Source organism: Pseudoalteromonas shioyasakiensis (assembly GCF_019134595.1).
GTDB classification, from domain to species: domain Bacteria; phylum Pseudomonadota; class Gammaproteobacteria; order Enterobacterales; family Alteromonadaceae; genus Pseudoalteromonas; species Pseudoalteromonas shioyasakiensis_A.
Genome location: NZ_CP077770.1, coordinates 853236 through 878651, shown reverse-complemented (window position 1 = coordinate 878651; position 25416 = coordinate 853236). Strand labels below are relative to the sequence as shown.

Here is a 25416-nt window from a genome sequence, read left to right as displayed (position 1 = left end):
TTAAGCAACTGCCTCTTCAGATTTCGGGAAGCTCAACAACAGATCACGATAATACTCGTATTGCTTTTGGCGTAACTCAATTTCGCGGGGGAGACCTTCTTGCAGCGAAGTTGTTAAGGTATCGAATTTATCCAATATCGCTACAATTCGCGCCTGCTCGGCCAATGATTTCGCAGGATCATTTGCATAAGGAACAGGTAACTTAAAGTTCTTAATGATTGTCGAATTTAGATCTCCTCTTGCACCTTGTCCTAGAGCTTTTATGTTTTCATAATTGAAACTAACCCAATGAAAGACGTATCTGTATAGAGCTTTTTTATCGTCGATTTCCAAACATCCACAGTGCTGATTAGTTGTTAGAGGAATCTTATTTACTCCAGATCTACCAGCAGTTGCTCCAGAAATAGCAATTATCACGCAATTTTCAGGTATCCATTTGGCTGATGAGTTTTGCAAAGCAGCTGGAGTTACTTTTACATCTGTGTCGAAAATATCAGCAAACTTTACTTCCTGAGTTCTAAGCCATGGTATATCACCGTATTCGTAAAATTCTGGATTGCCGGCCTTAGGTGTTCCACCTGAATACCATTTTTTAGTAACATCACCCAACGTCTTCCACTCAACTTCACCCTCTCCTGCCTGATCGGCAGACAGGTCAAAACTTAGCAACTGGTCGCGGTAGTAGTTGTATTGTTTTTTCCGTAGGTTAAGCTCGGCGGTCAGCTCGGCGGTCATGGCGGTAAATGCGTCCAGAATGCGTACTATTTCTGCTTGTATTGCCAGCGATTTTTCTGGGTTATCAGGGCATGGAATGGGGATTTGAAATCCCTCTAGCATTGGCTTTCTTATTGAGATTGATGTTGCGCCAACACTTTTCATCAAAATATATTGCTTAAATTTTGAAGACATAAAGTGGTACAGGAATTTTGTATCTAGAACATCACTCGTAGCCTTTATTCTATAGGCCCTTTGATGCAAAGCATATTTACCTTCTACAAAATGAAATATGTCTCCGATCCCTCCTTCTCCTGGGACTACAATCGCTTTTTCATCAAATTGAAAAGTACTTGATCTCAATATATTTTTTGAACGAACATAGAATGGATATTCACCATCTTCAGTCTCATCTTGCCTATTTGACTTACCAGTGCCAATTTCTGCTAAATTCCCTAATGGCAGCCACTCAACATCTACACCGCCCAAGAGTTTCTCTAAATAGTTCAACTGAATCATGCTTCAAGCTCCTCACCTTCAATTTCCGCTACAATGGCGTCAATATCACTGCGAAGCGCATCAATTTTAGCGACAGTGGTTTTAAGCTCTGCATTAAGCTCTGTAATGTCCACTAGCTCGCGGTTGTCTTTCGCTTCCACATAACTACTTACCGACAGGTTGTAGCTATTGCCTGCGATAACATCCAAATCAACCGATTTAGCAAAATGATCCACGTTTTCTTTGCTAGCAAACACTTTCATGATTTGCTGTATATGACCCGGATTTTTTTCGTCGTCGTTGTCCGTTAAAACGTTGTTATTGGTTTCTTTTTTAAACAAACCGCTGGCATCAATAAACTGGGTGGTGGTGTCAGTTTTGTGTTTCGACAGCACCAATATATTCACGGCAATGGTGGTGCCAAAAAACAAGTTAGGTGCCAGTGAAATCACGGTTTCGACATAGTTGTTATCAACCAAGTACTGGCGAATTTTTTGCTCAGCACCACCACGGTAAAAAATACCTGGGAAGCAAACAATGGCTGCGCGACCTTTGCTTGATAGGTAACTTAGAGCATGTAGCACAAAGGCAAAGTCGGCTTTTGATTTGGGTGCAAGCACACCTGCGGGCGCAAAGCGGTCATCGTTGATTAGGGTTGGGTCGTCGCTACCAATCCATTTCACTGAATAAGGCGGGTTAGAGACAATGGCATCAAACGGTTTGTCATCTAAAAAGTGCGGTTCGGTTAAGGTATCACCCAACTGAATATTAAACTTGTCGTAGTTAATGTTGTGCAAAAACATATTCATACGCGCCAAGTTATAGGTGGTGTGGTTGAGCTCTTGACCAAAAAAGCCATCTTCAATGATATGCGCATCAAAGTGCTTTTTAGCTTGTAACAGCAACGAGCCCGAACCCGCCGCAGGGTCATAAATTTTATTCACACTGGTTTGGCCGTGCATGGCCAGCTGCGCGATCAATTTTGAAACGTGCTGGGGGGTGAAAAATTCGCCACCGGATTTACCCGCATTGGCGGCATAGTTTGAAATCAGGAACTCATAGGCATCACCAAATAAATCAATTTGGTTGTCTTCAAAATTACCGAAGGTTAAACCTGCCACGCCTTTTAACACGGCTGCCAGGCGTTTGTTTTTTGCCTCTACCGTATTACCCAGACGATTACTGGTGGTATCAAAATCCGCAAACAAGCCTTTGATGTCTTTTTCTGAATCATAGCCATTGGCTGAGTTTTCGATTGCAGCAAAAATTGCTGCCAAATCCGTATTTAAATTTTCGTTCTTATGCGCATTAGCCGCCACATTGCTAAACAACTGGCTAGGGTAAAGAAAATAGCCTTTGGTTTTAATGGCATCTTCTTTAGCAAACTTGATGTTTTCGTCATCGTCAGACATGGCAGCATATTTAACGCTCTCATCTCCGCCTGTGATGTAGTTGACAAAGTTTTCACTGATAAAACGGTAGAACAGCGTACCCAGTACATATTGTTTAAAATCCCAACCATCCACTGAGCCTCGAACATCGTTAGCAATCGCCCATATTTGGCGTTGAAGTTCGGCACGTTGTTGTAAACTTGTCATCTATTAATTCCTGCTTTTAATTCGTTTATTGGTTACGCAATGTTCACTGTCGTCGAACATCATTCGTTAAACCCTGGAGCTAAATTCAAATTTCCGACCCCGTAGAGTGTCGGAGTATTCTTTAACCAAAGTTGGTATTCAGTGCCTTGAAGGCTGTGTGCTTTGGTACAATCCACATGCCATTGGCGAAGCAAATACCCAGCGGTTGCAGCCCTAATCTCAACCTTTAGAACGCCACCCGTCATGCCATAGTCCAGCTCTATCGCTTCGCTGTGCTCGATGCGTGGGTGCGGCACTAACTCTAGCTCTACAAAGCGGTTCCATTGCCGATCTTGGGTTTCGAGCTCAGCTTCAGATAACCTTGAGTCTTCAAGCACAACCGCTGCTTTAATTCGGGTCAGTACAAAGTCACGGAACTCACCATGCTTGCGGTCAAAACCACGAACATGCCAACGCAGGCCATTGTCCACCAGCGTATGCGGCACAATTTCACGCGTGGTTTCACCGCTCGATAACGATACATAGGTGATACACAAGGCTTTGCCTTTGTGTATGGCCTCGGTGACTTTCGCCACTATCGATAAACTCGGTTTGTTAAGGTGATAAGGCGCTTCACAAGCAAGGGGTGGTTTTACCTTTCCAGTGAAGCCATCACCGTACCCTTGGCTAATGGTTGCCAGTGTTCTCACAACGTCGTAGTCGAACAAGGATTCAAATGCTTCACCACGCTTATGCAACTTGAGCTTTTGGTCATACTCAATGTTGCCTGGTGCAAGCTCTCGGTACATTGTGAAGTCTTTCGTTGCTTGTGCGGCCGCTATGCTGAAGCGATCGACTAAATCTGCCCGTACCGCCTCTCCCTTAAACAATAAGGTGAAATCGATATGGGCAATGCGATCCCTGGTTGCTTGTGGCAACTGCGCTATCTGCGAAAGCCTATCTGGCTTTCCTTTCGCGCCTTCTTGAGCGAGTGAACTCGCTGCTACCGTTTGTTTCAGACCATCATTTGTCATGCGTCTTGTTTATCCAATTCAACCAGTTTCTTAAAAATTCTGTTTATAAAGTAAGGACCGACATCGCGTAATCACATTGAAAAGCATCACTCAATGCTGCTCTTCATCCGCAATGACTTAACAATCTCTACTGGTTGAAGCTGGACAGATGGCCATAAAACACTGAATAGGCTTCAACCTAATTAATTTTATTAGGTATCATCCTATCACAAATTATTTTGTAGGGAAGACTAAGCGGCAACTTTTTGATCTTGATTGCAATTGCCGCTGAGTCATGAGCGTGAAGACCTTGTTTTGTGCCAATGCTGATAGCCGCTATCAATGCGCTACCCGAACCAGTGGCACCACGATGTTGCCGCGATGCGATACCCCGTTGTCCGACTCTGTAGAGATCAGGGCTCGTTGCTCACTCTCTCGAACACGCCTAGCAACTTCTGCCTGGGCTGGTAGCAATGGCAGCATCCCTTCAGCAATCGCGTCTGGGGCAGACTCTTGGCCACAGGACATAAAATGCTTCCATGGATCTTTAAGAAAGCGCTCGAACGTGATGCCAAATTCAATGATGCGGGCAGAGACGAAGATTTCGCCCCAGTATTCAATGTAGGTGTCTTGGTACATGGAAAGATTCCTCTTGTTGGTTAAACTATGAGTTCACTTTCCATTTTCCAGGGGTTTTCAAATATGCAAGGGGCTATGACAAAGCTTTAAATCGATTGCGGGCATCTTTGTAGTCATAGTGGGCATATTCTGAGCCACGATGATACAAATCATCCAGGTAAGTTTGTTCCTGCGGCAACTCGTCTTCGCTGATTTCGCGCCACCAATGTTTGTTGGCACCTTTAACACCGTCATGCCAGCGGTAACCACGCTCTTTTAAATAGTCCTTTACGTCAAATGGCGCACCAAACGCACGAACTAACACAGTTCGCCTGTCTGCTTCAGACAACAAGTTTGCAACGGACTCGGGCAACAAATGAAACAACCAGGCCATCGCCAAACAATCGGTTGCGGCTCGGTGTCCTTCATAAAACCAACCTAAGCGAAGCAGCAGGTACTCAAGTTTTCGACTTTCAAAACCCAGCGCCTTCCAATCTATGCCACTGGCTGAACAGGCCCAAGATAGATGGCCTAATGCGGCAAACCGCTTTTCAAAGAAAGGACGATCAAACTGTGCATTGTGTGCAACCACCAGCGGATCATCGGATAACCAACTCGCTACCAGTGAATCATCAATGTGCTGGCCTTGCACCATATCATCGGTGATACCGGTTAAGTCGGTAATCAGCTCGGGGATTGGCTTGCCGGGCTCTTCATACAAGCTGATCACATCAACAATCGACACAATCCGCTGAGCAGAGGGGCTGTAAAGCACCTTAACCATACCAAGCTCAATAATGGACTCATCATCGGCAGACAGTCCGGTTGTCTCTGTATCGAGCAGCACCATTGGCTGTTCGTCACCTACTACAGGAGATAGTTCAAGTGGCCAGGACTGCGGCTCACGCGTTAATGGAATACGCTCCAGCAATCTAAAATCTTCTGGTCTTTCTGGGATATCCGCGAGGCGCTCTAGCGGAAATGGCGCAGGGGCTCTTGTCATTGATAGTTCCTCTTCAATTCTATTGTTCGCTTTGAGTTATTTCACTGTGCCACAGGTTTTTCTAAATGCACCTTGGATACCTCAGCGTTTTTTTAATCTTTCTAATGGTTGAACCCATGTATGAAGGCTTTGGCTAAGCCTTTCAGAAAGCCTTAGCTAAACCCTTTAGGTAACCCTTACCGATACCCTTTACGTATGGCTTAGCCAACCCCTTTTCAAACGGTCGCAAAAGGCTTGAACTGAGTTCGACTGAGCATTTTAATGATGCTCCTTACTTCGCTTTAAGCCAGTAAATTCAATACGAAGCAGAATTTTACTAACTGTTTTGAAACCCTTTTCGAAGGGTTCAACAAGCCTTATCTGACGGTTACTCGACCCATGCGTTAACCAGTAGCAGTAACAGGAGCAGTAACAGAAACAAGAGCAGTAGGCAGAAGCAGTATTGTCCAAGCCTTGCAGGCTTTGACGAGGACGAGCGATCCCCCATATCAAGCTTTTCAACACAAAAAAGAAATCACCCACGACACAACGTGTTACTCGAACAACTACAGTTTACCTACAATTTTACTTGTAGAAATCAGCATAGCATTAGATACTGTATAAACAAACAGTATCAATTGTAATTTTTCGAGGTTCGTCATGAGTGTCTCGCTGATAGGCCGTAGCGGCGCACTTGCCTTCATCAAAGCCAAGCGCCTTCGTATCCCATTGTTCATGGAACGTGTTTCTGCTGGTTTTCCCTCACCAGCGCAGGATTATGTTGAGCAAACGCTCGACCTTAACGAGCTTTGCATCAAGCGACCGGCTGCAACGTTCTTTGTACGTGTTGAAGGTGATTCAATGATTGATGCCGGGATTCACCCTGATGATATTTTGGTGGTTGATCGCTCTGTCCAAGCCGAACACGGTGACATTGTCATCGCTGGCATCCATGGTGAACTCACGGTAAAGGAGCTTCAACTAAGGCCGTGCGTCATGCTGCTCCCAAGAAACCAGGCGTATGAGCCCATTCATATTCCTGAAGGGGCAGAGTTAGAGATATTTGGTGTGGTCACCAATGTGGTGCGAAACATGCGCCGTAAGTCGTGACTGTCCCATGCCTGTATTTGCCTTGGTGGACTGCAACAACTTTTACGCCAGTTGTGAGAAGCTGTTTCGTCCTGATTTAAAAGATACGCCGGTTGTGGTGCTGTCCAACAATGACGGCTGCGTGGTTGCACGCTCGCGTGAAGCTAAGTTACTCGGTATTAAAATGGGCGTACCCGTCTTTCAGATCAAAGCCGAAATGCAGCGCCATGGCATTTTGGCATTCTCCTCTAACTATGCGCTTACAGTTGGGAAATACTTTAGACATCACATGTTGTAATGTTTCAGGTTGTATAAATTAGACGTCGAGATGAGGGGTGGTTACAATTTTTACTATTGGTTAAGAAATATCTTGAAAAAGTAGATGTATGAACGCGTAACCCCCTGGGGGAAGGCTTAGCAGTGTGAATAACGGATGATTTAGGTGTTAATGTGATTGAACAAAATAGGTCGTTTCCAGATGACTTCGGCTTTGACTATTGTCTTATGTGGATTAGTACGGAGAAATATCCCTCATTTATAAGTAGGCCACACCCTGACAGTGGCGAGATCATCCATGACGTTAGGGACAACTCAAAACCATTTGCTCATAAACTTCCAATTTTAATAGACCCCGATGGTATCAATGTGGTGCCAGTGAATCTATATCTTCACTCTTTGTTGGCAGATCCAGATATATCCTCCGATAAGACGATTCAATCCCATGCAGTTGCGTTATTGAGCTTCTATCGGTGGTTGAGCACGGAAATCCCCGAACATACACACCCAAGGACTGGCCTTCTGGTTGATGAAAAACCTCCGTTAACAATATATGACTGCACCGAGAAGGTAGAGGAAAGTCCAATCGTGAGATATCGAGACTATTTATTGGAAAACCTTTATACCAAGGATGAAACTGGAAAAGTCGGTGGTTCTCCAAGTACAGCCTCTTCAGTGGTCCACCGAATGCGATTTCCGTCTGCATCTGTTGAAGTTGGGCGACGACGGCTTCTGAGCCTTTACCGGCCTCACATTCAAGGCACAAGAACACCTGCCTTAACAGTTGCTCCAGGAGATTGCATTGTTCATCGTAATGTTGCCACTGGTACTCTTCCACGGTCCGTTTCTGTTTTTTCAGGTAAAGGCAGAGGGTCTGGATATCCCTGTCATTCATGACCTTCAATGCCTGTTGTCTGACTACTGAGAAGGGTTGATTATCATCAATGTTCTCATCCACAAACAGATGCAGTAACTCTGCCGCTTTCGTGACATTGTCCGCGGCTGACTGCCAGGACAGGAACACTGCTTGTTGTGCAAAGGTGTTGGCAGCTTCTTGTTGCTTGCGGATATGGTAAATGAACCCATCAGTTAACCGTTCCAGTGCCAGTTGTATCCGCTCTGTCAGGTGACATAGCAACCATAGATGCTGCTGTGCGCGTTTGAATCGTTTGAGTTTACTACCGTAATAGTTGATGAGCTCACCGAAGTGTTGTCGATTTTTAAGAGACAGATTAAGCCCATCGATAACGCCATTGATTTGCGTGCGCCATGGCGCTAACTGATGATAAAGGGCAAGCTCTTTTTTAAGTTCAGGTACGGTCAGACTTTTTGCACCGCCTCTGAGCTGGTTCAGGCTTAGTCCGTCATCAATGGCTGTTATGCTGTCCAGAAAGACGTGAAGTTCAGGACTGGTGAGTTGATTAAGTTGGTGCGCCAGGTCTTTTCTGACCTGCTGCATCGCTCTGCTTATCAGTCTCTGGAGTACGGTGTACCTAGGGATAGCAATGCTGTGACTGGTTAGGAATTCAATAGCAGTATCAAAGAGGTAACGCGGCTCCAGCCAGGCATTGCCCACCTGAACAAGGTGGTCGAAAAGAGAATTGAAGTGCTGACTTTCGTCCCATTTGTGATAACCAGCAAGGTCTAATACTTTTGCGTAGAGTCGATCTTTTTGTTTTTGTGAGGGAGTGAATGGTCTGAGCCCCTTGCCGCCAAGCAGCTCTTTACTGATGAACATTAAATCCTTAGAAACCTGCGAGTAAGCGATATCTAGGATGACGGGCTTTGATTTGAAGTATCCCAAAATCGCGACAAAGTAACATCTATGAGCTCTGAGACGAATTGACCGAAAAACTGCCAATTCCGCATCGTTCAGAGAAAAGTACAGACGTTGTTCTTCGATTGAAAAAATGGGTGGGGAATAAAGATCTGCCTGTTCTGCTCTCGTGAGAATAGTAATTTCGTTTTTGATGGCCATATCAGGGCTGTTCCGTATTAAATGTACGATATTTACCTAATTTGCCACACTTATAAGTAGTAACCCACCTCCGCAGCCATTTATTGGTGTGGTCTACAGAGGATTAAGTCTTTTTAGAGGGGAAAATCCCTAGAACCCCATCTCCAAACATATCAAGCGTGTCTGTATCCCACTCTATTGTAAACAAGACATTTTTATCTTTTATATTCAATGGCTTATTTTCCTGCTAATTGGTAATACCATGAAAAATACCATGCTCAGAAAAGGCTTAACAATATTTTGAAAAATTGCCTACTGAGCGCTGCCGCACAGCTCCATAGGCCGCTTTCCTGGCTTTGCTTCCAGATGTATGCTATTCTGCTCCTGCAGCTAATGGATCACCGCAAACAGGTTACTCGCCTGGGGATTCCCTTTCGACCCGAGCATCCGTATGAGACTCATGCTCGATTATTATTATTATAGAAGCCCCCATGAATAAATCGCTCATCATTTTCGGCATCGTCAACATAACCTCGGACAGTTTCTCCGATGGAGGCCGGTATCTGGCGCCAGACGCAGCCATTGCGCAGGCGCGTAAGCTGATGGCCGAGGGGGCAGATGTGATCGACCTCGGTCCGGCATCCAGCAATCCCGACGCCGCGCCTGTTTCGTCCGACACAGAAATCGCGCGTATCGCGCCGGTGCTGGACGCGCTCAAGGCAGATGGCATTCCCGTCTCGCTCGACAGTTATCAACCCGCGACGCAAGCCTATGCCTTGTCGCGTGGTGTGGCCTATCTCAATGATATTCGCGGTTTTCCAGACGCTGCGTTCTATCCGCAATTGGCGAAATCATCTGCCAAACTCGTCGTTATGCATTCGGTGCAAGACGGGCAGGCAGATCGGCGCGAGGCACCCGCTGGCGACATCATGGATCACATTGCGGCGTTCTTTGACGCGCGCATCGCGGCGCTGACGGGTGCCGGTATCAAACGCAACCGCCTTGTCCTTGATCCCGGCATGGGGTTTTTTCTGGGGGCTGCTCCCGAAACCTCGCTCTCGGTGCTGGCGCGGTTCGATGAATTGCGGCTGCGCTTCGATTTGCCGGTGCTTCTGTCTGTTTCGCGCAAATCCTTTCTGCGCGCGCTCACAGGCCGTGGTCCGGGGGATGTCGGGGCCGCGACACTCGCTGCAGAGCTTGCCGCCGCCGCAGGTGGAGCTGACTTCATCCGCACACACGAGCCGCGCCCCTTGCGCGACGGGCTGGCGGTATTGGCGGCGCTGAAAGAAACCGCAAGAATTCGTTAACTGCACATTCGGGATATTTCTCTATATTCGCGGTTCAGCAGGCATGTCCCCTTTGAGGGCGACCCGACGACAGGATAATCGACCTTATGGTGCGCAAATATTTCGGCACAGACGGTATTCGTGGCAAAGCCAACGAAGGCGCGATGACGGCGGAAACCGCCTTGCGCGTCGGCATGGCGGCTGGCCGTGTCTTTCGTCGCGGTGACCACCGCCATCGTGTCGTGATCGGCAAGGATACGCGCCTGTCGGGCTATATGCTTGAACCCGCGCTCACAGCCGGTTTCACCTCGATGGGCATGGACGTATTCCTTTTTGGCCCGCTGCCGACAACGTATAGGAAGAATAAACGCCCTTTTCACCCAAGTCCAACAGCTTTGGACCGCAGTTGACTCTTTCGACACCCCTGCGATGCAACCCAATCCGGCTGACGGGGAGCCAGCAACGCTGAAAATTTACCCTCCTCTTTCCCACTAGCGGCTCCTTTTCCGACAACCAGCACGGCGGATCCCTGCCGCGGCGCTGTGAACGCAGCATTTTGATTGGTATCGTTGGCCTTCAGGCTCGTCAGTCAAACAGACCCAGGAGCAGCTCAGCCGGTGGCGCCCGGCTTTCGGGTAACGCCCTGGTCCCGCTGGTTTCGGCTTTGTGCTTCAGGTGATCAAGGATCTGCTTGATCACTATAGGGTCTTCAATGCAGGCGATGACTTTCATGGCGCCGCCGCAGCCGCTGCAGGTCTCGATGTCGATATTGAAAACACGCTTGAGCCGTTGCGCCCATGTCATCGACGCTCGCCGTTGTGCTGGTGTTGCCGGTTCATCAGCCACCCTGACCTTGTTGCCCCTGCCCCGTTTTGCCGGCGTGACCAACGCCCGGTGCCGACTGTTGGGTGCGAACACCCCGTGGAAGCGGGTTAGGTTGACTCTGGGCTTCGGTACCAGGGCGGCCAGCCTTGCAATGAAATCCAATGGTTCGAAAATGACGTGCGTGGTGCCGTCCCGGTACGGCGTCTTGAGCTGGTAGCGCACGTTGCCGCCTCGTGTTAACGACAGCCGCTTCTCGGATACCGCCGGGCGGCTGATGTACCGGCACAGCCGTTCGAGCTTCTTGCGTTCATCGGCCCTGGCCGCCACGCCGGCGTGCAGGCTGGACCCGGCTACCTTGCCAATCCCGTCACCGAACGGATCACCACTGGTCGGCAGAGTTTGCAAAGTGAACACCTTTCGCCCCGCCTGTGAACCGACAGCGATACGGTAAGTGATCGAGTGCCCCAGCAGGGGTGTCATCGGGTCGTCATCCACCGCATCCGAGGCCAGATAGCTGTTTTCGACATCCCGTTCCAGCAGGCCTTGCCGTTCCAGATAGCGACCCACCCGGTGGGCGATGGTGTGCGTCAGCTGGGTGAGCTCTGGGCTGGTCGGCGCCTTGACCCAGCGGAAACGCGCTGAGCCGTGGGATTGCTCGACATACACACCGTCGAGAAACAGCATGTGGAAGTGAACATTCAGATTGAGCGCCGATCCAAAACGCTGGATCAGGGTGACCGCGCCCGTCTTGGCCACTTGGTGGGTATGGCCCGCTTTCTTGACCAGGTGCCAATACCCATCTTTGTATCAACTCCCCTTCCTGCCCGGCATCCCCGCAATTGATGACTTCAGAACAAGATGCTACCAATTTTTCAATAACAGCAAATTGCCTTTTTACTCCATCGTTATCAATTAGTTTAATGCCAAATTTTTTAGGTACAATTGGCAGATCTTCCAATTTCCAGTATTTCCAATTTTCTTTGTAATCATGGGGTTCATTCAATGTACACAGATGGCCAAAAGTCCAGGTTACCCAATAGCCATTTCCTTCATAAAAGCCGTTGTTGCGTTGTTTTGCACCAATTACTTCGGCAATATCTTTTGCCACAGAAGGTTTTTCAGCTATACATAAAATCATAAGGAGGCAAAGTTAGTAAGGTCGTTGAAGTTTTGAAACCGTTACATACAAAACATTTCAACAAAAACAGTAAGTTTTAGAGTTATTTACGTGTATATTTTTTTATTTCAAAAGCAAAAGCGTGTTTTTCATCAATACCCTGTTTCAGTACAGTTTCACTATTCCACTCAGATTCAGAAAATTTAGGAAAAAAAGTATCTGCGTCAAACACTCCATCTACTTGTGTGATATACATTTCTTGAAGGATGTTTCGCTGCATAACTTCTGCATAAATTTGTCCCCCACCAATGATGAAAACAGTTCTTTCGGTTTCATTTTTATAGAACTCTAAACATTCAGTAAGTGAAAAAAAGACATGAGCTCCTGGTGCTTGATAGCCGATTTGGTGAGTTAAAACGGCATTTTCACGATTTGGCAAGGGTCTAAATTTCTCAGGAATAGATTCATAATTTTTACGTCCGGTTATTACTACATGACCTGTTGAAGTTTCTTTAAAGAATTTCATATCAGCCGGCAATTTCCATAACAAATCGTTGTCTTTACCAATGCCAAAATTTTTATCCATGGCAACAATTAATGATAGTTTCATAATGATCGGTATTGAATAATTAATTTTTTATTTGAGGCATTAAGCACATGCAATAATTTCTCAATTGGTTTTTTCACCTTTTCTTTCAAATGTAACTCATCTGCAGTTTGAATCATACGTATAGGAAGAATAAACGCCCTTTTCACCCAAGTCCAACAGCTTTGGACCGCAGTTGACTCTTTCGACACCCCTGCGATGCAACCCAATCCGGCTGACGGGGAGCCAGCAACGCTGAAAATTTACCCTCCTCTTTCCCACTAGCGGCTCCTTTTCCGACAACCAGCACGGCGGATCCCTGCCGCGGCGCTGTGAACGCAGCATTTTGATTGGTATCGTTGGCCTTCAGGCTCGTCAGTCAAACAGACCCAGGAGCAGCTCAGCCGGTGGCGCCCGGCTTTCGGGTAACGCCCTGGTCCCGCTGGTTTCGGCTTTGTGCTTCAGGTGATCAAGGATCTGCTTGATCACTATAGGGTCTTCAATGCAGGCGATGACTTTCATGGCGCCGCCGCAGCCGCTGCAGGTCTCGATGTCGATATTGAAAACACGCTTGAGCCGTTGCGCCCATGTCATCGACGCTCGCCGTTGTGCTGGTGTTGCCGGTTCATCAGCCACCCTGACCTTGTTGCCCCTGCCCCGTTTTGCCGGCGTGACCAACGCCCGGTGCCGACTGTTGGGTGCGAACACCCCGTGGAAGCGGGTTAGGTTGACTCTGGGCTTCGGTACCAGGGCGGCCAGCCTTGCAATGAAATCCAATGGTTCGAAAATGACGTGCGTGGTGCCGTCCCGGTACGGCGTCTTGAGCTGGTAGCGCACGTTGCCGCCTCGTGTTAACGACAGCCGCTTCTCGGATACCGCCGGGCGGCTGATGTACCGGCACAGCCGTTCGAGCTTCTTGCGTTCATCGGCCCTGGCCGCCACGCCGGCGTGCAGGCTGGACCCGGCTACCTTGCCAATCCCGTCACCGAACGGATCACCACTGGTCGGCAGAGTTTGCAAAGTGAACACCTTTCGCCCCGCCTGTGAACCGACAGCGATACGGTAAGTGATCGAGTGCCCCAGCAGGGGTGTCATCGGGTCGTCATCCACCGCATCCGAGGCCAGATAGCTGTTTTCGACATCCCGTTCCAGCAGGCCTTGCCGTTCCAGATAGCGACCCACCCGGTGGGCGATGGTGTGCGTCAGCTGGGTGAGCTCTGGGCTGGTCGGCGCCTTGACCCAGCGGAAACGCGCTGAGCCGTGGGATTGCTCGACATACACACCGTCGAGAAACAGCATGTGGAAGTGAACATTCAGATTGAGCGCCGATCCAAAACGCTGGATCAGGGTGACCGCGCCCGTCTTGGCCACTTGGTGGGTATGGCCCGCTTTCTTGACCAGGTGCGTGGCAATGACGCGGTAAACGATGCCCAGCACCCACCCCATGATCTCGGGCCGGCTGGCAAACAGGAAACGCAGCTGAAACGGGAAGCTCAACACCCACTGACGCATGGGTTGTTCAGGCAGTACTTCATCAACCAGCAAGGCGGCACTTTCGGCCATCCGCCGCGCCCCACAGCTCGGGCAGAAACCGCGACGCTTACAGCTGAAAGCGACCAGGTGCTCGGCGTGGCAAGACTCGCAGCGAACCCGTAGAAAGCCATGCTCCAGCCGCCCGCATTGGAGAAATTCTTCAAATTCCCGTTGCACATAGCCCGGCAATTCCTTTCCCTGCTCTGCCATAAGCGCAGCGAATGCCGGGTAATACTCGTCAACGATCTGATAGAGAAGGGTTTGCTCGGGTCGGTGGCTCTGGTAACGACCAGTATCCCGATCCCGGCTGGCCGTCCTGGCCGCCACATGAGGCATGTTCCGCGTCCTTGCAATACTGTGTTTAGCAAAAATGCAAGCCGATGAACAACTCGCGATGGCAACAGCTAAAAAATTGGTAGAACAAAAACGCCAAATTGAAAAACAATGTTCTAAATAAATCCACCACTCGCACAAATCCCCCCTATTGTGCGAGCCTAAAAACACAGACACCTTATCACTGCTTTTCGAAACCATTAATCAATGCTTCTAAACCAAATAAAAAAGCCTCTGTGCCATCATCTTGATCCATAATTTGCAAAGCATCTTTTAATAGTCGAGGCATCGTATCATCTGCTATTTGTTGCCTATCATTAAGTGCTGCGATATGTTCTTGCTGCTCTAACACAGAACCTAACGTAAAATGACCAACCGCGCTTATTGCATATAACCCACATTTTAATGAAAAACCATTGTCCACCATAAACTGCAACTGCATTTCTACGGTGTCATATTGGTCTGAACTCGGGCGAGTCCCTAAATGCACTTTTGCGCCATCACGGTAACTTAATAATGCATCACGAAAGCTCAATGCATTATTACGTAAAAATTGTTGCCACGTTTCCCCAACTGCGGGTAATGAATGACGATGATTACGCTTTAGCATTTCAACAGATAATGCATCCAACAATGTGCGCTTGTTCTTCACATGCCAATATAGTGTAGGCTGCTCTACGCCCAGTTTTTGAGCTAGTTTTCGCGTTGTCAGCCCTTCCATTCCCACTTCATTTAGCAACTCTAATGCCACTGTGATGATGGTTTCTTTATCTAATCGCGCCATACTGCCCTCTCTTTTTTTCTATTGACACTCTATCACTGATAGGGATATATTCCAACTCTATCAATGATAGAGAAAAAACGATGAATAAATTTGCGATCACCGCTTTAACGATCACCGCCCTAGATGCTATGGGGATCGGCTTGATCATGCCTGTATTGCCTACATTGTTACGTGAATACGTGTCGGCTGAAAATTTAGCAAATCATTACGGTATCCTGCTGGCACTGTATGCCATCATGCAGTTTTTTTTTGCTCCTCTACTTGGCAAATGGTCTGATAAATTCGGGCGCCGACCAATATTACTACTATCTCTTGCAGGCGCTGCTGTGGATTACACTTTGCTTGCATTATCTAGCTCACTTTGGATGCTATACGTTGGGCGATTAATTTCTGGAGTTACTGGCGCAACAGGTGCGGTCGCCGCTTCTGTTATTGCTGACAATACTGCTTCACAAGAGCGTACTAAGTGGTTTGGACGCTTAGGGGCGGCTTTTGGTGTCGGGTTAATCTCTGGCCCTGCAATTGGCGGCTTTACAGGGCAATTCTCAGCTCATCTTCCTTTTATTATTGCTGCCATTTTAAATGCGCTCTCTTTTTTAGTTATTATGTTGATATTTAAAGATAATAAAATCAAAAATACTGAAAAAAACACCACAGAAACAGCAGAAAATTCGCGACCTTTCCTGCAAGTGATCAAGCCAGTCATACTATTGTTATTTATCTTTTTTATGACTCAAATGATAGGGCAAATTCCAGCAACGACATGGGTGTTATTTACGGAACATCGTTTTCAATGGGGCAGTATGGAGATCGGCCTATCTTTAGCGGGGTTAGGCATCATGCATGCCTTGTTCCAAGCATTTGTAGCGGGCGCAATCGCCAAGAAATTCAATGAAAAAGTGACGATTATTGTGGGCTTTGTTGTTGATGGAGCAGCATTCATTATTTTGTCATTATTGACAAAGGGTTGGATGATTTACCCTACATTAATCTTACTCGCCGGCGGCAGTATTGCGCTACCAGCCTTACAGGGGTTAATGTCAGCTCAAGTCAATCAAACTAACCAAGGTAAGCTACAAGGCGTTCTAGTCAGCTTAACCAATACGACGGGGGTGATCGGCCCATTATTATTTAGCTTTATTTTTGGTCAAACACTGGCAAGTTGGGATGGCTGGATATGGATGATTGGTGCGATAATGTATGTTTTATTGATTGTATTTATTTTATCTTTTTATAGAAGCACCAAAAAGATAGTTAAAATAGCGAAGCTACCAGCGAGCTAAGTTTTAGCATATCAATATTAAGTGCTATGATACCCCTATCAGATTTGCTTTTAGCACAAGATATTAAGAGACAAACCCTATGACATTACCCCCTAAAAAACCAAGAACAAAACCTGCGGAAGAAAGGCTAGATGACCTAATGAACGTATAGGAAGAATAAACGCCCTTTTCACCCAAGTCCAACAGCTTTGGACCGCAGTTGACTCTTTCGACACCCCTGCGATGCAACCCAATCCGGCTGACGGGGAGCCAGCAACGCTGAAAATTTACCCTCCTCTTTCCCACTAGCGGCTCCTTTTCCGACAACCAGCACGGCGGATCCCTGCCGCGGCGCTGTGAACGCAGCATTTTGATTGGTATCGTTGGCCTTCAGGCTCGTCAGTCAAACAGACCCAGGAGCAGCTCAGCCGGTGGCGCCCGGCTTTCGGGTAACGCCCTGGTCCCGCTGGTTTCGGCTTTGTGCTTCAGGTGATCAAGGATCTGCTTGATCACTATAGGGTCTTCAATGCAGGCGATGACTTTCATGGCGCCGCCGCAGCCGCTGCAGGTCTCGATGTCGATATTGAAAACACGCTTGAGCCGTTGCGCCCATGTCATCGACGCTCGCCGTTGTGCTGGTGTTGCCGGTTCATCAGCCACCCTGACCTTGTTGCCCCTGCCCCGTTTTGCCGGCGTGACCAACGCCCGGTGCCGACTGTTGGGTGCGAACACCCCGTGGAAGCGGGTTAGGTTGACTCTGGGCTTCGGTACCAGGGCGGCCAGCCTTGCAATGAAATCCAATGGTTCGAAAATGACGTGCGTGGTGCCGTCCCGGTACGGCGTCTTGAGCTGGTAGCGCACGTTGCCGCCTCGTGTTAACGACAGCCGCTTCTCGGATACCGCCGGGCGGCTGATGTACCGGCACAGCCGTTCGAGCTTCTTGCGTTCATCGGCCCTGGCCGCCACGCCGGCGTGCAGGCTGGACCCGGCTACCTTGCCAATCCCGTCACCGAACGGATCACCACTGGTCGGCAGAGTTTGCAAAGTGAACACCTTTCGCCCCGCCTGTGAACCGACAGCGATACGGTAAGTGATCGAGTGCCCCAGCAGGGGTGTCATCGGGTCGTCATCCACCGCATCCGAGGCCAGATAGCTGTTTTCGACATCCCGTTCCAGCAGGCCTTGCCGTTCCAGATAGCGACCCACCCGGTGGGCGATGGTGTGCGTCAGCTGGGTGAGCTCTGGGCTGGTCGGCGCCTTGACCCAGCGGAAACGCGCTGAGCCGTGGGATTGCTCGACATACACACCGTCGAGAAACAGCATGTGGAAGTGAACATTCAGATTGAGCGCCGATCCAAAACGCTGGATCAGGGTGACCGCGCCCGTCTTGGCCACTTGGTGGGTATGGCCCGCTTTCTTGACCAGGTGCGTGGCAATGACGCGGTAAACGATGCCCAGCACCCACCCCATGATCTCGGGCCGGCTGGCAAACAGGAAACGCAGCTGAAACGGGAAGCTCAACACCCACTGACGCATGGGTTGTTCAGGCAGTACTTCATCAACCAGCAAGGCGGCACTTTCGGCCATCCGCCGCGCCCCACAGCTCGGGCAGAAACCGCGACGCTTACAGCTGAAAGCGACCAGGTGCTCGGCGTGGCAAGACTCGCAGCGAACCCGTAGAAAGCCATGCTCCAGCCGCCCGCATTGGAGAAATTCTTCAAATTCCCGTTGCACATAGCCCGGCAATTCCTTTCCCTGCTCTGCCATAAGCGCAGCGAATGCCGGGTAATACTCGTCAACGATCTGATAGAGAAGGGTTTGCTCGGGTCGGTGGCTCTGGTAACGACCAGTATCCCGATCCCGGCTGGCCGTCCTGGCCGCCACATGAGGCATGTTCCGCGTCCTTGCAATACTGTGTTTACATACAGTCTATCGCTTAGCGGAAAGTTCTTTTACCCTCAGCCGAAATGCCTGCCGTTGCTAGACATTGCCAGCCAGTGCCCGTCACTCCCTGTCGTCTGGGCGTTCCTCTGGGCTAAACATCGACATGATCCGGCGCTTAATATCGCCGTCCTTGTTGACCAGCGTCTTGGTCACGAAGGCCGCGTATTCTTTGGCGTTGTCGTACCCTTTCCAGACCTCGTGGGGGTCAAGAGCGTAGGCGCAAACCCGCCCAGCGACTGGGATTCTGACCAAGGCGCGTTCTGTCTCAAGGTGGGGTTCTAGGGATTTTCCCCTCTAAAAAGACATAATCCTCTGTAGACCACACCAATAAATGGCTGCGGAGGTGGTTTACTTTCAGCTTGGAGCCTAATCATCCACTATCGGCCTTGTTATTTCGCCAATATTGGGCAATTTCCCAGTATTAGTGAAGTTATACGTTCCGCTTAAGTTGATATTTTGCCACGCAACGGGCGAAACAGCACGAGTGATACCCGCTTTCTCTTCATCTCCTCTCGCTTCAAAGTGTCCCAGAAGATGACTCAGTATCGCGGAGTTGAAGTAGATGATCGCGTTGGCAAGCAATCTTGCGCATTCATTCCAGATAGCGATTTCAGACTCGTTTTTGCCACGGAACTGATCACCATTCACCGACGCAATGGCTCGTCTAAGGAAGTGCCATGCTTCTCCCCGGTTCAGGGCACGTTGCACATACTGCCGCAAACTGGCATCGTCGATGTAGTCAAGTAAATATTGCGCTTTAACCAGTCGATTATACTCCGTCAGAGCCTGTAATATGGCACTGTTGCAAAGTTAGCGATGAGGCAGCCTTTTGTCTTATTCAAAGGCCTTACATTTCAAAAACTCTGCTTACCAGGCGCATTTCGCCCAGGGGATCACCATAATAAAATGCTGAGGCCTGGCCTTTGCGTAGTGCACGCATCACCTCAATACCTTTGATGGTGGCGTAAGCCGTCTTCATGGATTTAAATCCCAGCGTGGCGCCGATTATCCGTTTCAGTTTGCCATGATCGCATTCAATCACGTTGTTCCGGTACTTAATCTGTCGGTGTTCAACGTCAGACGGGCACCGGCCTTCGCGTTTGAGCAGAGCAAGCGCGCGACCATAGGCGGGCGCTTTATCCGTGTTGATGAATCGCGGGATCTGCCACTTCTTCACGTTGTTGAGGATTTTACCCAGAAACCGGTATGCAGCTTTGCTGTTACGACGGGAGGAGAGATAAAAATCGACAGTGCGGCCCCGGCTGTCGACGGCCCGGTACAGATACGCCCAGCGGCCATTGACCTTCACGTAGGTTTCATCCATGTGCCACGGGCAAAGATCGGAAGGGTTACGCCAGTACCAGCGCAGCCGTTTTTCCATTTCAGGCGCATAACGCTGAACCCAGCGGTAAATCGTGGAGTGATCGACATTCACTCCGCGTTCAGCCAGCATCTCCTGCAGCTCACGGTAACTGATGCCGTATTTGCAGTACCAGCGTACGGCCCACAGAATGATGTCACGCTGAAAATGCCGGCCTTTGAATGGGTTCATGTGCAGCTCCATCAGCAAAAGGGGATGATAAGTTTATCACCACCGACTATTTGCAACAGTGCCCAAAAAACACCTTTTTCATTTTCGCGTATCGAGGGGCGAATGTGTAACCAAAGAAATCTAATATAGCGAAGTTAACATTATTGGTACCATGCGTATCGGTCGATAAGGTATTAGGCTGTATATCTGAAGAGTTGTTATAGAGTAAGTCAAAAGCAAAGTGACCTTCATATTCGTTAGCGCCAATGACTTGCGTACTCACCGGAACATGACGTGGTCAACCAAAATTGACCAACCCAGTTAAGCTACTTTTTTCAATTTCTTCATGTCCGCCTCATATTGATTTGAAATTTCCATACTTTATCTAATTCATGTTTTTCTAAATTAGCTAAAATGCAACTCAGAAATGTCCAGAAGTGAGTTGTGTGGTGTCGAGTGGAGATTGTACGATTAAGCCCCTAAGTAATTAGTCCGTCAGTCTCCCTCGGTAATCAAATTAGTACATCTTAGCGATCAAATTGGTAAAAAATTAGACATGTAGATGAATGCCCACCTTAAAAAATAGACAGCGGGTTGGGCTGGGTGATTTTTCTGGTGTTAGACGCCAGCAACCCATGCGGCAGAATGGTTGCTCACTTACTCGTCTATTTTTAGCGGGAATTCTTAGCCAACTGTATGAGCTGTATGCGGATTTAAGCAGTCGAGTGATGCGCACTTTGGAGGAGATGGCACCACGAGTAGAGGTTTACTCCATTGACGAAGCGTTTTTGGACTTAACCGGTATTGAGTCTGCCATATCTCTTGTCGAGTTCGGACAACAAGTGCGAGAGCGCATAGGCCACTGGATTGGGATCACCGTCTGTGTAGGCATTGCACCGACTAAAACACTCGCCAAACTGGCAAACCATGCCGCTAAAAAGTATCCAGCCACTCAGGGCGTTGTAGACCTGACCAATCCAGAACGGCAACGTCGATTGCTCGCATTAGTTCCGGTTGATGATGTTTGGGGCGTTGGTAGACGGCTTTCTAAGCGTTTAAATGCGTTGGGTATCACCACAGCCTTAGATCTCGCCAATGCCTCTCCTAGAGCCATCAGAGACCAGTTTTCGGTGGTTTTAGAAAGAACCGTCAGAGAGCTCAATGGTGAGTCGTGCATTGAACTTGAAGAGATCCCGCCAACTAAGAAGCAAATCGTCTGTAGCCGTTCATTTGGCGCAAAAGTAACGCAATTTGAATTGTTACGTGAGGCCGTATGCGAATACGCAACCCGCGCCACTGAGAAGCTACGCAAAGAACAGCAGCAAGCCAAAGTGATGACCGTGTTTATACGAACCAGCCCCTTTAAGGACAACGAGCCGCAGTACAGCAATTCCGCATCCGGTGAGTTACTGATCCCCAGTTGCGATACGCGGGATTTTATCGAGCTGGCCAATCACTTACTCAAGCGAATTTGGAAGGATGGTTTTCGTTATGCCAAAGCGGGCGTCATGCTGTCTGACTTTTACGATCCTGGCATGTTTCAACCAGGACTATTCGATGACGTATCGACCCGCGCTAATAGCCAGCAGTTAATGTCTGTATTGGACACCATTAACCAAAGCGGTGCCGGAAAGGTTTTCTTTGCTGGACAAGGTACGAAGAAAGATTGGTCGATGAAGCGAGAGCATTTGTCTCCCGCTTATACAACACGCTGGGACCAGTTACCACGAGTGAAGTAGCGCAGTTGACTCAATATGCATTCACTCTGCGACGCAGCATGTTGAGCTTATCAACCTGGCGTCGAATATCACTGAAGAATTCTTCTTTCTCCATGGCCAGCGCTAACTCCCATTCTTTGGCTAGACCTTGGCAGTCCAAAAATGCGTATCTCAGCTTCGTCTTTGATATACGCAGCCCCTTGCTAAAGACTACGCGCTTGCCTCGTTGACCGTGAAAACTGTTGATGTACCACTCTATGCCAAAGCCATACTTAAAGTCTCTGATACGGACACCAAGCAGACCCCAGTCTTTAAAGGGCTCATTCTCTCGAACCTTGTAATGGGTAACCCAAAAGTCATCAACTTCAGCTCGTGCCAGCGCTTTTAGCCTGTCTGTTTCTTGCTGAAGTAAATCTGATACCTCTGCTTTCCATTGTTCATTGACGATTTCTACCAAACCAATTTCCCCATCCAATTAACCCCAAAAGCCAAAACCACTATCCGTTTGGCTTTTGGATCGAAACGCCAAACGTAAAACTGCCGTAACAATCACTGTTTGGCGTCTCGATATAAATCAACTCGCGCAATCCCATACCTGACAAGGGATACAGCCCGATTTCACTTAAAAACGCCTAAAACGACGTATCGTCATGAAGATACAAACCGTTTGGCGAGTTCAGGCCAGAATGCAAACGACGTTTGGCGTCTCGATTTTTTTGACTAGGTCATCCGCCGCCAAACAGAGCCTATTCTCATACTTTTGCGAAAATGCAACAGGCAGATAGATGAAAGGATTTGTCACCTTTCTGCCCACCGCCAGTGCACCGAATCCTGATAATGACATTTGAGTGAACCGCCAGAGCACTTGGAAATGCCCAAGCGTGGCCAGTGCGGTTGATTGAAAACCGTTAGAGCACTTTGAGTGCACAGGAGATAAGTATGTTTGTACTAGGCGTAGATATCGGTTACTCAAACCTGAAGCTGGCAATTGGCCAATCAGGCAGTGAACCGAAAACCATTATTCTGCCTGCGGGTGCCGGTCCTGCGGATCGTATGCCAGAGCGTATCGGTGGAGGCGATGATGAAACTTGTTTGTATGTGTCAGTCGATAATGAGCGCTGGGCCGCTGGTGTTCCTGCTGGACGCCTTCAAGGCTGGGAACGAGAGCTTCACCCGGAATATCCCACCACAAAAACCTATAAGGCACTTTTTCATGCCGCCTTGTTAATGGCTGAAACAGAATCCATCGATTTGGTTGTCACTGGATTACCGGTTTCCCAGTTTCATGAACCACAACGTAAATCTGACCTTGTGAAGCGCCTAAAAGGTGTCCATCAAGTGACGCCTAAACGCAGCATCACCGTTCATGACGTCAAAGTGCTGCCGCAGCCTGCCGGTGCCTATATGGATCTAGTTCAAACAGGTGGTGATTTGGGCTTGATTGAAGAAGGTCGCGTCGTCGTCATCGATCCCGGCTTTTTTTCTGTTGACTGGGTTGCCCTTGAGGCCGGAGAAATTCGCTACAGCTCATCAGGAACCAGTCTTCAGGCAATGTCCGTGCTACTGGAAACCATTGATAAGCTGATTTCAGAAGATCACGGTGCCAAAGTCGGAATGGATCGACTTGAAAAAGCCATGAGAACTGGCGACTTACAGGTCCTGCTATTTGGAGAAAAAGTCGATATTTCACCTTATCTGAATGCTGCCATGAAAAAGGTAGCGCCTGTTGCTCTTACAGCCATGCGCCAATCCATGCGTGACGAAAGCATCAATGCGGACTTGGTATTGATCGCCGGAGGTGGAGCCATGGCTTATAAGGAAGCGGCCAAGGAGATTTTTTCACGAAGCAAGATAATCGTGCCGGAACAGTCTGTTTTGGCGAACGTCCGAGGCTTCTGGTTTTATGGGGCCTGATTATGAGAGTTGTCGTCAACATTCCCCCAGGGAGCCACCCTGAACTGCTCAAAGAATTGGAAAAGACGCCACCACGGGAACGCGCTGAGCGTCTGCGGATGCTGGCCACCTTTGGGTTAATTCACATGAGCCAACCCAATCTATCCACGACATCTGCACCGGTGGATGGCCATGCACCAGATGGTGACGTTACTTCCATGAGTACAGCGCCAGAACCCAAAGCAGAATCACGTAAACAATCATTAAAATCCAAACTAGGGCTGGGCTTATAACATGGCGTTATCAGTTAGCTGGCTCGATGCCAGGTTAAATAAAGAAGCAAAAGAAACCGTAGTAAAAGCCGACCGAGATGGGCTAAGTGCTCGGGTATCGCCCAAGGGCAAAATTGTTTTTCAGTTTCGTTATCGTTTCGATGGCAAGCAACAGCGGGTAGACATTGGTACTTACCCACTTATGAAGCTTGCTGAAGCTAGGAATGAGCTGGATAGGTTAAGGGCGGTACTCGACCAGGGCAGAAACCCCAAGCTCTACCTACAGCAGGAACGGGCCAAGTATTCTGCCAATCAAAGCTTCGAATCGATTTTTCGAGACTGGATAGACTCTGCCGGTAAGCAAGGGCTAAAGGAGAAAACGTGGCACTACCAAAAACGCAGCAGTGAAATATATTTGCTGCCCCGACTTGGCAAGTACCCATTAACTGACATCAATGAATTGTCCTTGCGAAACTGTCTTCGTGAGGTTTCGGAGTCGTCCCCTTCAAACACAGAACGTCTGGTGTCTGTGCTGCACAAGTTTTATGACTGGCTGATTGATGAACAAATTTTGGAAATTAACGCTGCCGCTGGGATCACAGCAAAAAAGGTTGGCGGTAAGAAAGGCAAACGAACTCGGGTGCTAAATGACAACGAGATCAGGATACTTTGGCGCTATTTGCATGAGTCAAAAATCACTGAGAAGAATCGCATCTACATAAAACTGCTTCTCTTATTGGGAGGGCGCAAGGGCGAACTCATTCAAGCTGAAAAGCATCACTTTGACTTGCAATCTGCAATGTGGACAGTGCCCATAGAGATCCGCAAACAAGGTGAGAAAATTGGAGCGCCGATCATGCGGCCATTGATTAAGCCAGCTATTGAGCTGATTGAACTGGCGATGCAGATGAGCAAATCAACCTACTTGTTTCCCGCGAACGGACAAGAAGAGCTTGCCACAAATGGCTTTGATACCACTATTCCTAACAATGTGAAAATTTGGGCTCGCAGGTCGCTTAGTGTCGAGATGGAACATTGGTCTATGCATGATCTTCGCAGAACTATGCGAACGCGAATGTCGGCCATCACGACGCAAGAAGTTGCCGAGTTGATGATTGGCCACAGCAAAAAAGGGTTGGATGCTATCTACAACCAATATCAGTACCTGGATGAAATGCGTCATGCTTACGACGTTTGGTATCAACAGCTAGAGACCATCATCGAGCCGACAGGCTTTCCGTTCAACTGGCGTTTCGGACAATAAAATAAAAGAAAGAGGCTCAGTCCTCTTTCTTCTCATACTCCTCCAAATCTTCAATGTGCCACAGCTTGTTTCGTGTATTTCGGTTGATACGAGGTTGCGGCAAGCTGCCATCTTTTATTCTTCGCCAGAGCGTCGTATAGCTAATGTGGTAACGAGCCATCACTTCGTAAGATGTTAGAAAAGGGGTTACCTGGTGCGCTACTGCTGTCATCTGCATTCTCCTGAAAATCAATGTAAAGCTATCATCGCCTGATTCATCACTTGTTGATGGTCAGAAAGATGCATGATTTGTTCAGAAGATCAGCCTTATCGAAACACGAATGTTGCTATTAGGTACTTTTCAG

At 48.5% G+C, this 25416-nt stretch carries 19 protein-coding genes and 7 pseudogenes; 10 read left to right on the top strand and 16 right to left on the bottom strand.

What is annotated here, in order from left to right; genetic code table 11:
* The 5 genes from KQP93_RS04125 to KQP93_RS04105 form a co-directional block, all read right to left on the bottom strand.
* A complete protein-coding gene (locus KQP93_RS04125; protein WP_217875985.1) occupies window positions 1-1233 on the bottom strand; it encodes a restriction endonuclease subunit S in 1233 nt (410 codons plus the stop codon).
* Complete coding sequence (locus KQP93_RS04120; protein WP_217875984.1) at window positions 1230-2810, bottom strand: type I restriction-modification system subunit M; 1581 nt, start codon at window positions 2808-2810, stop codon at window positions 1230-1232. The genes KQP93_RS04125 and KQP93_RS04120 overlap by 4 nt, the downstream gene beginning before the upstream one ends.
* 59 nt (window positions 2811-2869) lie before the next feature.
* Window positions 2870-3823 carry a WYL domain-containing protein gene (locus tag KQP93_RS04115; RefSeq protein ID WP_217875983.1) on the bottom strand — a complete coding sequence of 318 codons (954 nt, stop codon included), beginning with the start codon at window positions 3821-3823 and terminating at the stop codon, window positions 2870-2872.
* A 318-nt stretch (window positions 3824-4141) separates the two neighbouring features.
* On the bottom strand, window positions 4142-4441 hold the full coding sequence (locus KQP93_RS04110; RefSeq protein ID WP_086597851.1) for a hypothetical protein: 300 nt from the start codon (window positions 4439-4441) through the stop codon (window positions 4142-4144).
* Between the two features lie 73 nt (window positions 4442-4514).
* A complete protein-coding gene (locus KQP93_RS04105) occupies window positions 4515-5423 on the bottom strand; it encodes a 3'-5' exonuclease (protein ID WP_156846284.1) in 909 nt (302 codons plus the stop codon).
* A 639-nt stretch (window positions 5424-6062) separates the two neighbouring features.
* Between KQP93_RS04105 and umuD the strand changes: the two genes are divergently transcribed.
* Together umuD and KQP93_RS04095 are read left to right on the top strand one after the other, a co-directional pair.
* Complete coding sequence (umuD, locus tag KQP93_RS04100) at window positions 6063-6512, top strand: translesion error-prone DNA polymerase V autoproteolytic subunit (protein WP_217875982.1); 450 nt, start codon at window positions 6063-6065, stop codon at window positions 6510-6512.
* A 7-nt stretch (window positions 6513-6519) separates the two neighbouring features.
* Window positions 6520-6753, top strand: a pseudogene (locus tag KQP93_RS04095) (Y-family DNA polymerase); the annotation flags it as partial.
* A gap of 678 nt (window positions 6754-7431) precedes the next feature.
* Here KQP93_RS04095 and KQP93_RS04090 read toward each other — a convergent pair.
* Window positions 7432-8745, bottom strand: a pseudogene (locus tag KQP93_RS04090) (DUF4158 domain-containing protein); the annotation flags it as partial.
* Window positions 8746-9215: 470 nt separating this feature from the next.
* Between KQP93_RS04090 and sul2 the strand changes: the two are divergent.
* Window positions 9216-10031 carry a sulfonamide-resistant dihydropteroate synthase Sul2 gene (gene sul2 / locus KQP93_RS04085; protein ID WP_001043260.1) on the top strand — a complete coding sequence of 272 codons (816 nt, stop codon included), beginning with the start codon at window positions 9216-9218 and terminating at the stop codon, window positions 10029-10031.
* Window positions 10032-10117: 86 nt separating this feature from the next.
* Window positions 10118-10360: pseudogene (gene glmM / locus KQP93_RS04080) on the top strand (phosphoglucosamine mutase); the annotation flags it as partial.
* A 235-nt stretch (window positions 10361-10595) separates the two neighbouring features.
* On the opposite strand, the pseudogene KQP93_RS04075 reads toward glmM, so the two are convergent.
* The 4 genes and pseudogenes from KQP93_RS04075 to KQP93_RS04065 all read right to left on the bottom strand — a co-directional run.
* Window positions 10596-11624, bottom strand: a pseudogene (locus KQP93_RS04075) (IS91-like element ISCR2 family transposase); the annotation flags it as partial.
* A gap of 61 nt (window positions 11625-11685) precedes the next feature.
* Window positions 11686-11973: pseudogene (locus KQP93_RS21610) on the bottom strand (DNA topoisomerase III); the annotation flags it as partial.
* A gap of 82 nt (window positions 11974-12055) precedes the next feature.
* On the bottom strand, window positions 12056-12568 hold the full coding sequence (locus KQP93_RS04070) for a dihydrofolate reductase (RefSeq protein ID WP_086371372.1): 513 nt from the start codon (window positions 12566-12568) through the stop codon (window positions 12056-12058).
* Window positions 12569-12913: 345 nt separating this feature from the next.
* The gene (locus KQP93_RS04065) at window positions 12914-14407 is read right to left on the bottom strand and encodes an IS91-like element ISCR2 family transposase (protein WP_001120888.1); all 1494 of its coding nucleotides are present in this window, start codon (window positions 14405-14407) and stop codon (window positions 12914-12916) included.
* Here KQP93_RS04065 and KQP93_RS21460 point away from each other — a divergent pair.
* Window positions 14406-14528, top strand: coding sequence for a hypothetical protein (locus tag KQP93_RS21460; protein WP_001998389.1), 123 nt, complete (start codon window positions 14406-14408; stop codon window positions 14526-14528). The genes KQP93_RS04065 and KQP93_RS21460 overlap by 2 nt on opposite strands.
* A 57-nt stretch (window positions 14529-14585) precedes the next feature.
* On the opposite strand, the gene tetR is transcribed toward KQP93_RS21460, so the two are convergent.
* A complete protein-coding gene (tetR, locus tag KQP93_RS04060) occupies window positions 14586-15188 on the bottom strand; it encodes a tetracycline resistance transcriptional repressor TetR (RefSeq protein WP_000113092.1) in 603 nt (200 codons plus the stop codon).
* An 80-nt stretch (window positions 15189-15268) separates the two neighbouring features.
* Between tetR and tet(59) the strand changes: the two genes are divergently transcribed.
* Complete coding sequence (gene tet(59), locus KQP93_RS04055) at window positions 15269-16471, top strand: tetracycline efflux MFS transporter Tet(59) (RefSeq protein WP_010604481.1); 1203 nt, start codon at window positions 15269-15271, stop codon at window positions 16469-16471.
* Window positions 16472-16849: 378 nt separating this feature from the next.
* On the opposite strand, the gene KQP93_RS04050 is transcribed toward tet(59), so the two are convergent.
* The 4 genes and pseudogenes from KQP93_RS04050 to KQP93_RS04030 all read right to left on the bottom strand — a co-directional run.
* Window positions 16850-18343: an IS91-like element ISCR2 family transposase gene (locus KQP93_RS04050; protein ID WP_001120888.1), complete on the bottom strand. Its 1494-nt coding sequence runs from the start codon at window positions 18341-18343 to the stop codon at window positions 16850-16852.
* A gap of 417 nt (window positions 18344-18760) precedes the next feature.
* A pseudogene (locus KQP93_RS04040) lies at window positions 18761-19186 on the bottom strand (Tn3 family transposase); the annotation flags it as partial.
* A gap of 55 nt (window positions 19187-19241) precedes the next feature.
* A complete protein-coding gene (locus KQP93_RS04035) occupies window positions 19242-19946 on the bottom strand; it encodes an IS6-like element IS26 family transposase (RefSeq protein ID WP_001067855.1) in 705 nt (234 codons plus the stop codon).
* A 70-nt stretch (window positions 19947-20016) separates the two neighbouring features.
* Window positions 20017-20193, bottom strand: a pseudogene (locus KQP93_RS04030) (Tn3 family transposase); the annotation flags it as partial.
* 298 nt (window positions 20194-20491) lie between these two features.
* Here KQP93_RS04030 and umuC point away from each other — a divergent pair.
* Complete coding sequence (gene umuC / locus KQP93_RS04025) at window positions 20492-21664, top strand: translesion error-prone DNA polymerase V subunit UmuC (RefSeq protein ID WP_001142611.1); 1173 nt, start codon at window positions 20492-20494, stop codon at window positions 21662-21664.
* A 10-nt stretch (window positions 21665-21674) separates the two neighbouring features.
* Here umuC and mobI read toward each other — a convergent pair whose 3' ends face one another.
* Entirely contained in the window at window positions 21675-22100 is a 426-nt protein-coding gene (gene mobI / locus KQP93_RS04020; protein WP_002025988.1) for a conjugative transfer protein MobI(A/C), read from the bottom strand.
* A gap of 482 nt (window positions 22101-22582) precedes the next feature.
* Here mobI and KQP93_RS04015 point away from each other — a divergent pair, with 482 nt between their 5' ends.
* The 3 genes from KQP93_RS04015 to KQP93_RS04005 are packed head-to-tail and all read left to right on the top strand — an operon-like array spanning window position 22583 to window position 25072.
* On the top strand, window positions 22583-23557 hold the full coding sequence (locus tag KQP93_RS04015; protein ID WP_000497805.1) for a ParM/StbA family protein: 975 nt from the start codon (window positions 22583-22585) through the stop codon (window positions 23555-23557).
* 2 nt (window positions 23558-23559) lie between these two features.
* Complete coding sequence (locus KQP93_RS04010; protein WP_001267005.1) at window positions 23560-23829, top strand: hypothetical protein; 270 nt, start codon at window positions 23560-23562, stop codon at window positions 23827-23829.
* Window position 23830: 1 nt separating this feature from the next.
* Complete coding sequence (locus KQP93_RS04005; RefSeq protein ID WP_024015921.1) at window positions 23831-25072, top strand: tyrosine-type recombinase/integrase; 1242 nt, start codon at window positions 23831-23833, stop codon at window positions 25070-25072.
* The last annotated feature ends 344 nt before the right edge of the window (window positions 25073-25416 follow it).

What these genes read in the sequence shown, in the direction of transcription:
- KQP93_RS04125 (WP_217875985.1), bottom strand. Translation starts at nt 1,233, where the DNA reads ATGATTCAGTTGAACTATTTAGAGAAACTCTTGGGCGGTGTAGATGTT.
- KQP93_RS04120 (WP_217875984.1), bottom strand. Translation starts at nt 2,810, where the DNA reads ATGACAAGTTTACAACAACGTGCCGAACTTCAACGCCAAATATGGGCG.
- KQP93_RS04115 (WP_217875983.1), bottom strand. Translation starts at nt 3,823, where the DNA reads ATGACAAATGATGGTCTGAAACAAACGGTAGCAGCGAGTTCACTCGCT.
- KQP93_RS04110 (WP_086597851.1), bottom strand. Translation starts at nt 4,441, where the DNA reads ATGTACCAAGACACCTACATTGAATACTGGGGCGAAATCTTCGTCTCT.
- KQP93_RS04105 (WP_156846284.1), bottom strand. Translation starts at nt 5,423, where the DNA reads ATGACAAGAGCCCCTGCGCCATTTCCGCTAGAGCGCCTCGCGGATATC.
- umuD (WP_217875982.1), top strand. Translation starts at nt 6,063, where the DNA reads ATGAGTGTCTCGCTGATAGGCCGTAGCGGCGCACTTGCCTTCATCAAA.
- sul2 (WP_001043260.1), top strand. Translation starts at nt 9,216, where the DNA reads ATGAATAAATCGCTCATCATTTTCGGCATCGTCAACATAACCTCGGAC.
- KQP93_RS21460 (WP_001998389.1), top strand. Translation starts at nt 14,406, where the DNA reads ATGTTCCGCGTCCTTGCAATACTGTGTTTAGCAAAAATGCAAGCCGAT.
- KQP93_RS04065 (WP_001120888.1), bottom strand. Translation starts at nt 14,407, where the DNA reads ATGCCTCATGTGGCGGCCAGGACGGCCAGCCGGGATCGGGATACTGGT.
- tetR (WP_000113092.1), bottom strand. Translation starts at nt 15,188, where the DNA reads ATGGCGCGATTAGATAAAGAAACCATCATCACAGTGGCATTAGAGTTG.
- KQP93_RS04050 (WP_001120888.1), bottom strand. Translation starts at nt 18,343, where the DNA reads ATGCCTCATGTGGCGGCCAGGACGGCCAGCCGGGATCGGGATACTGGT.
- KQP93_RS04035 (WP_001067855.1), bottom strand. Translation starts at nt 19,946, where the DNA reads ATGAACCCATTCAAAGGCCGGCATTTTCAGCGTGACATCATTCTGTGG.
- umuC (WP_001142611.1), top strand. Translation starts at nt 20,492, where the DNA reads ATGCCCACCTTAAAAAATAGACAGCGGGTTGGGCTGGGTGATTTTTCT.
- KQP93_RS04015 (WP_000497805.1), top strand. Translation starts at nt 22,583, where the DNA reads ATGTTTGTACTAGGCGTAGATATCGGTTACTCAAACCTGAAGCTGGCA.
- KQP93_RS04010 (WP_001267005.1), top strand. Translation starts at nt 23,560, where the DNA reads ATGAGAGTTGTCGTCAACATTCCCCCAGGGAGCCACCCTGAACTGCTC.
- KQP93_RS04005 (WP_024015921.1), top strand. Translation starts at nt 23,831, where the DNA reads ATGGCGTTATCAGTTAGCTGGCTCGATGCCAGGTTAAATAAAGAAGCA.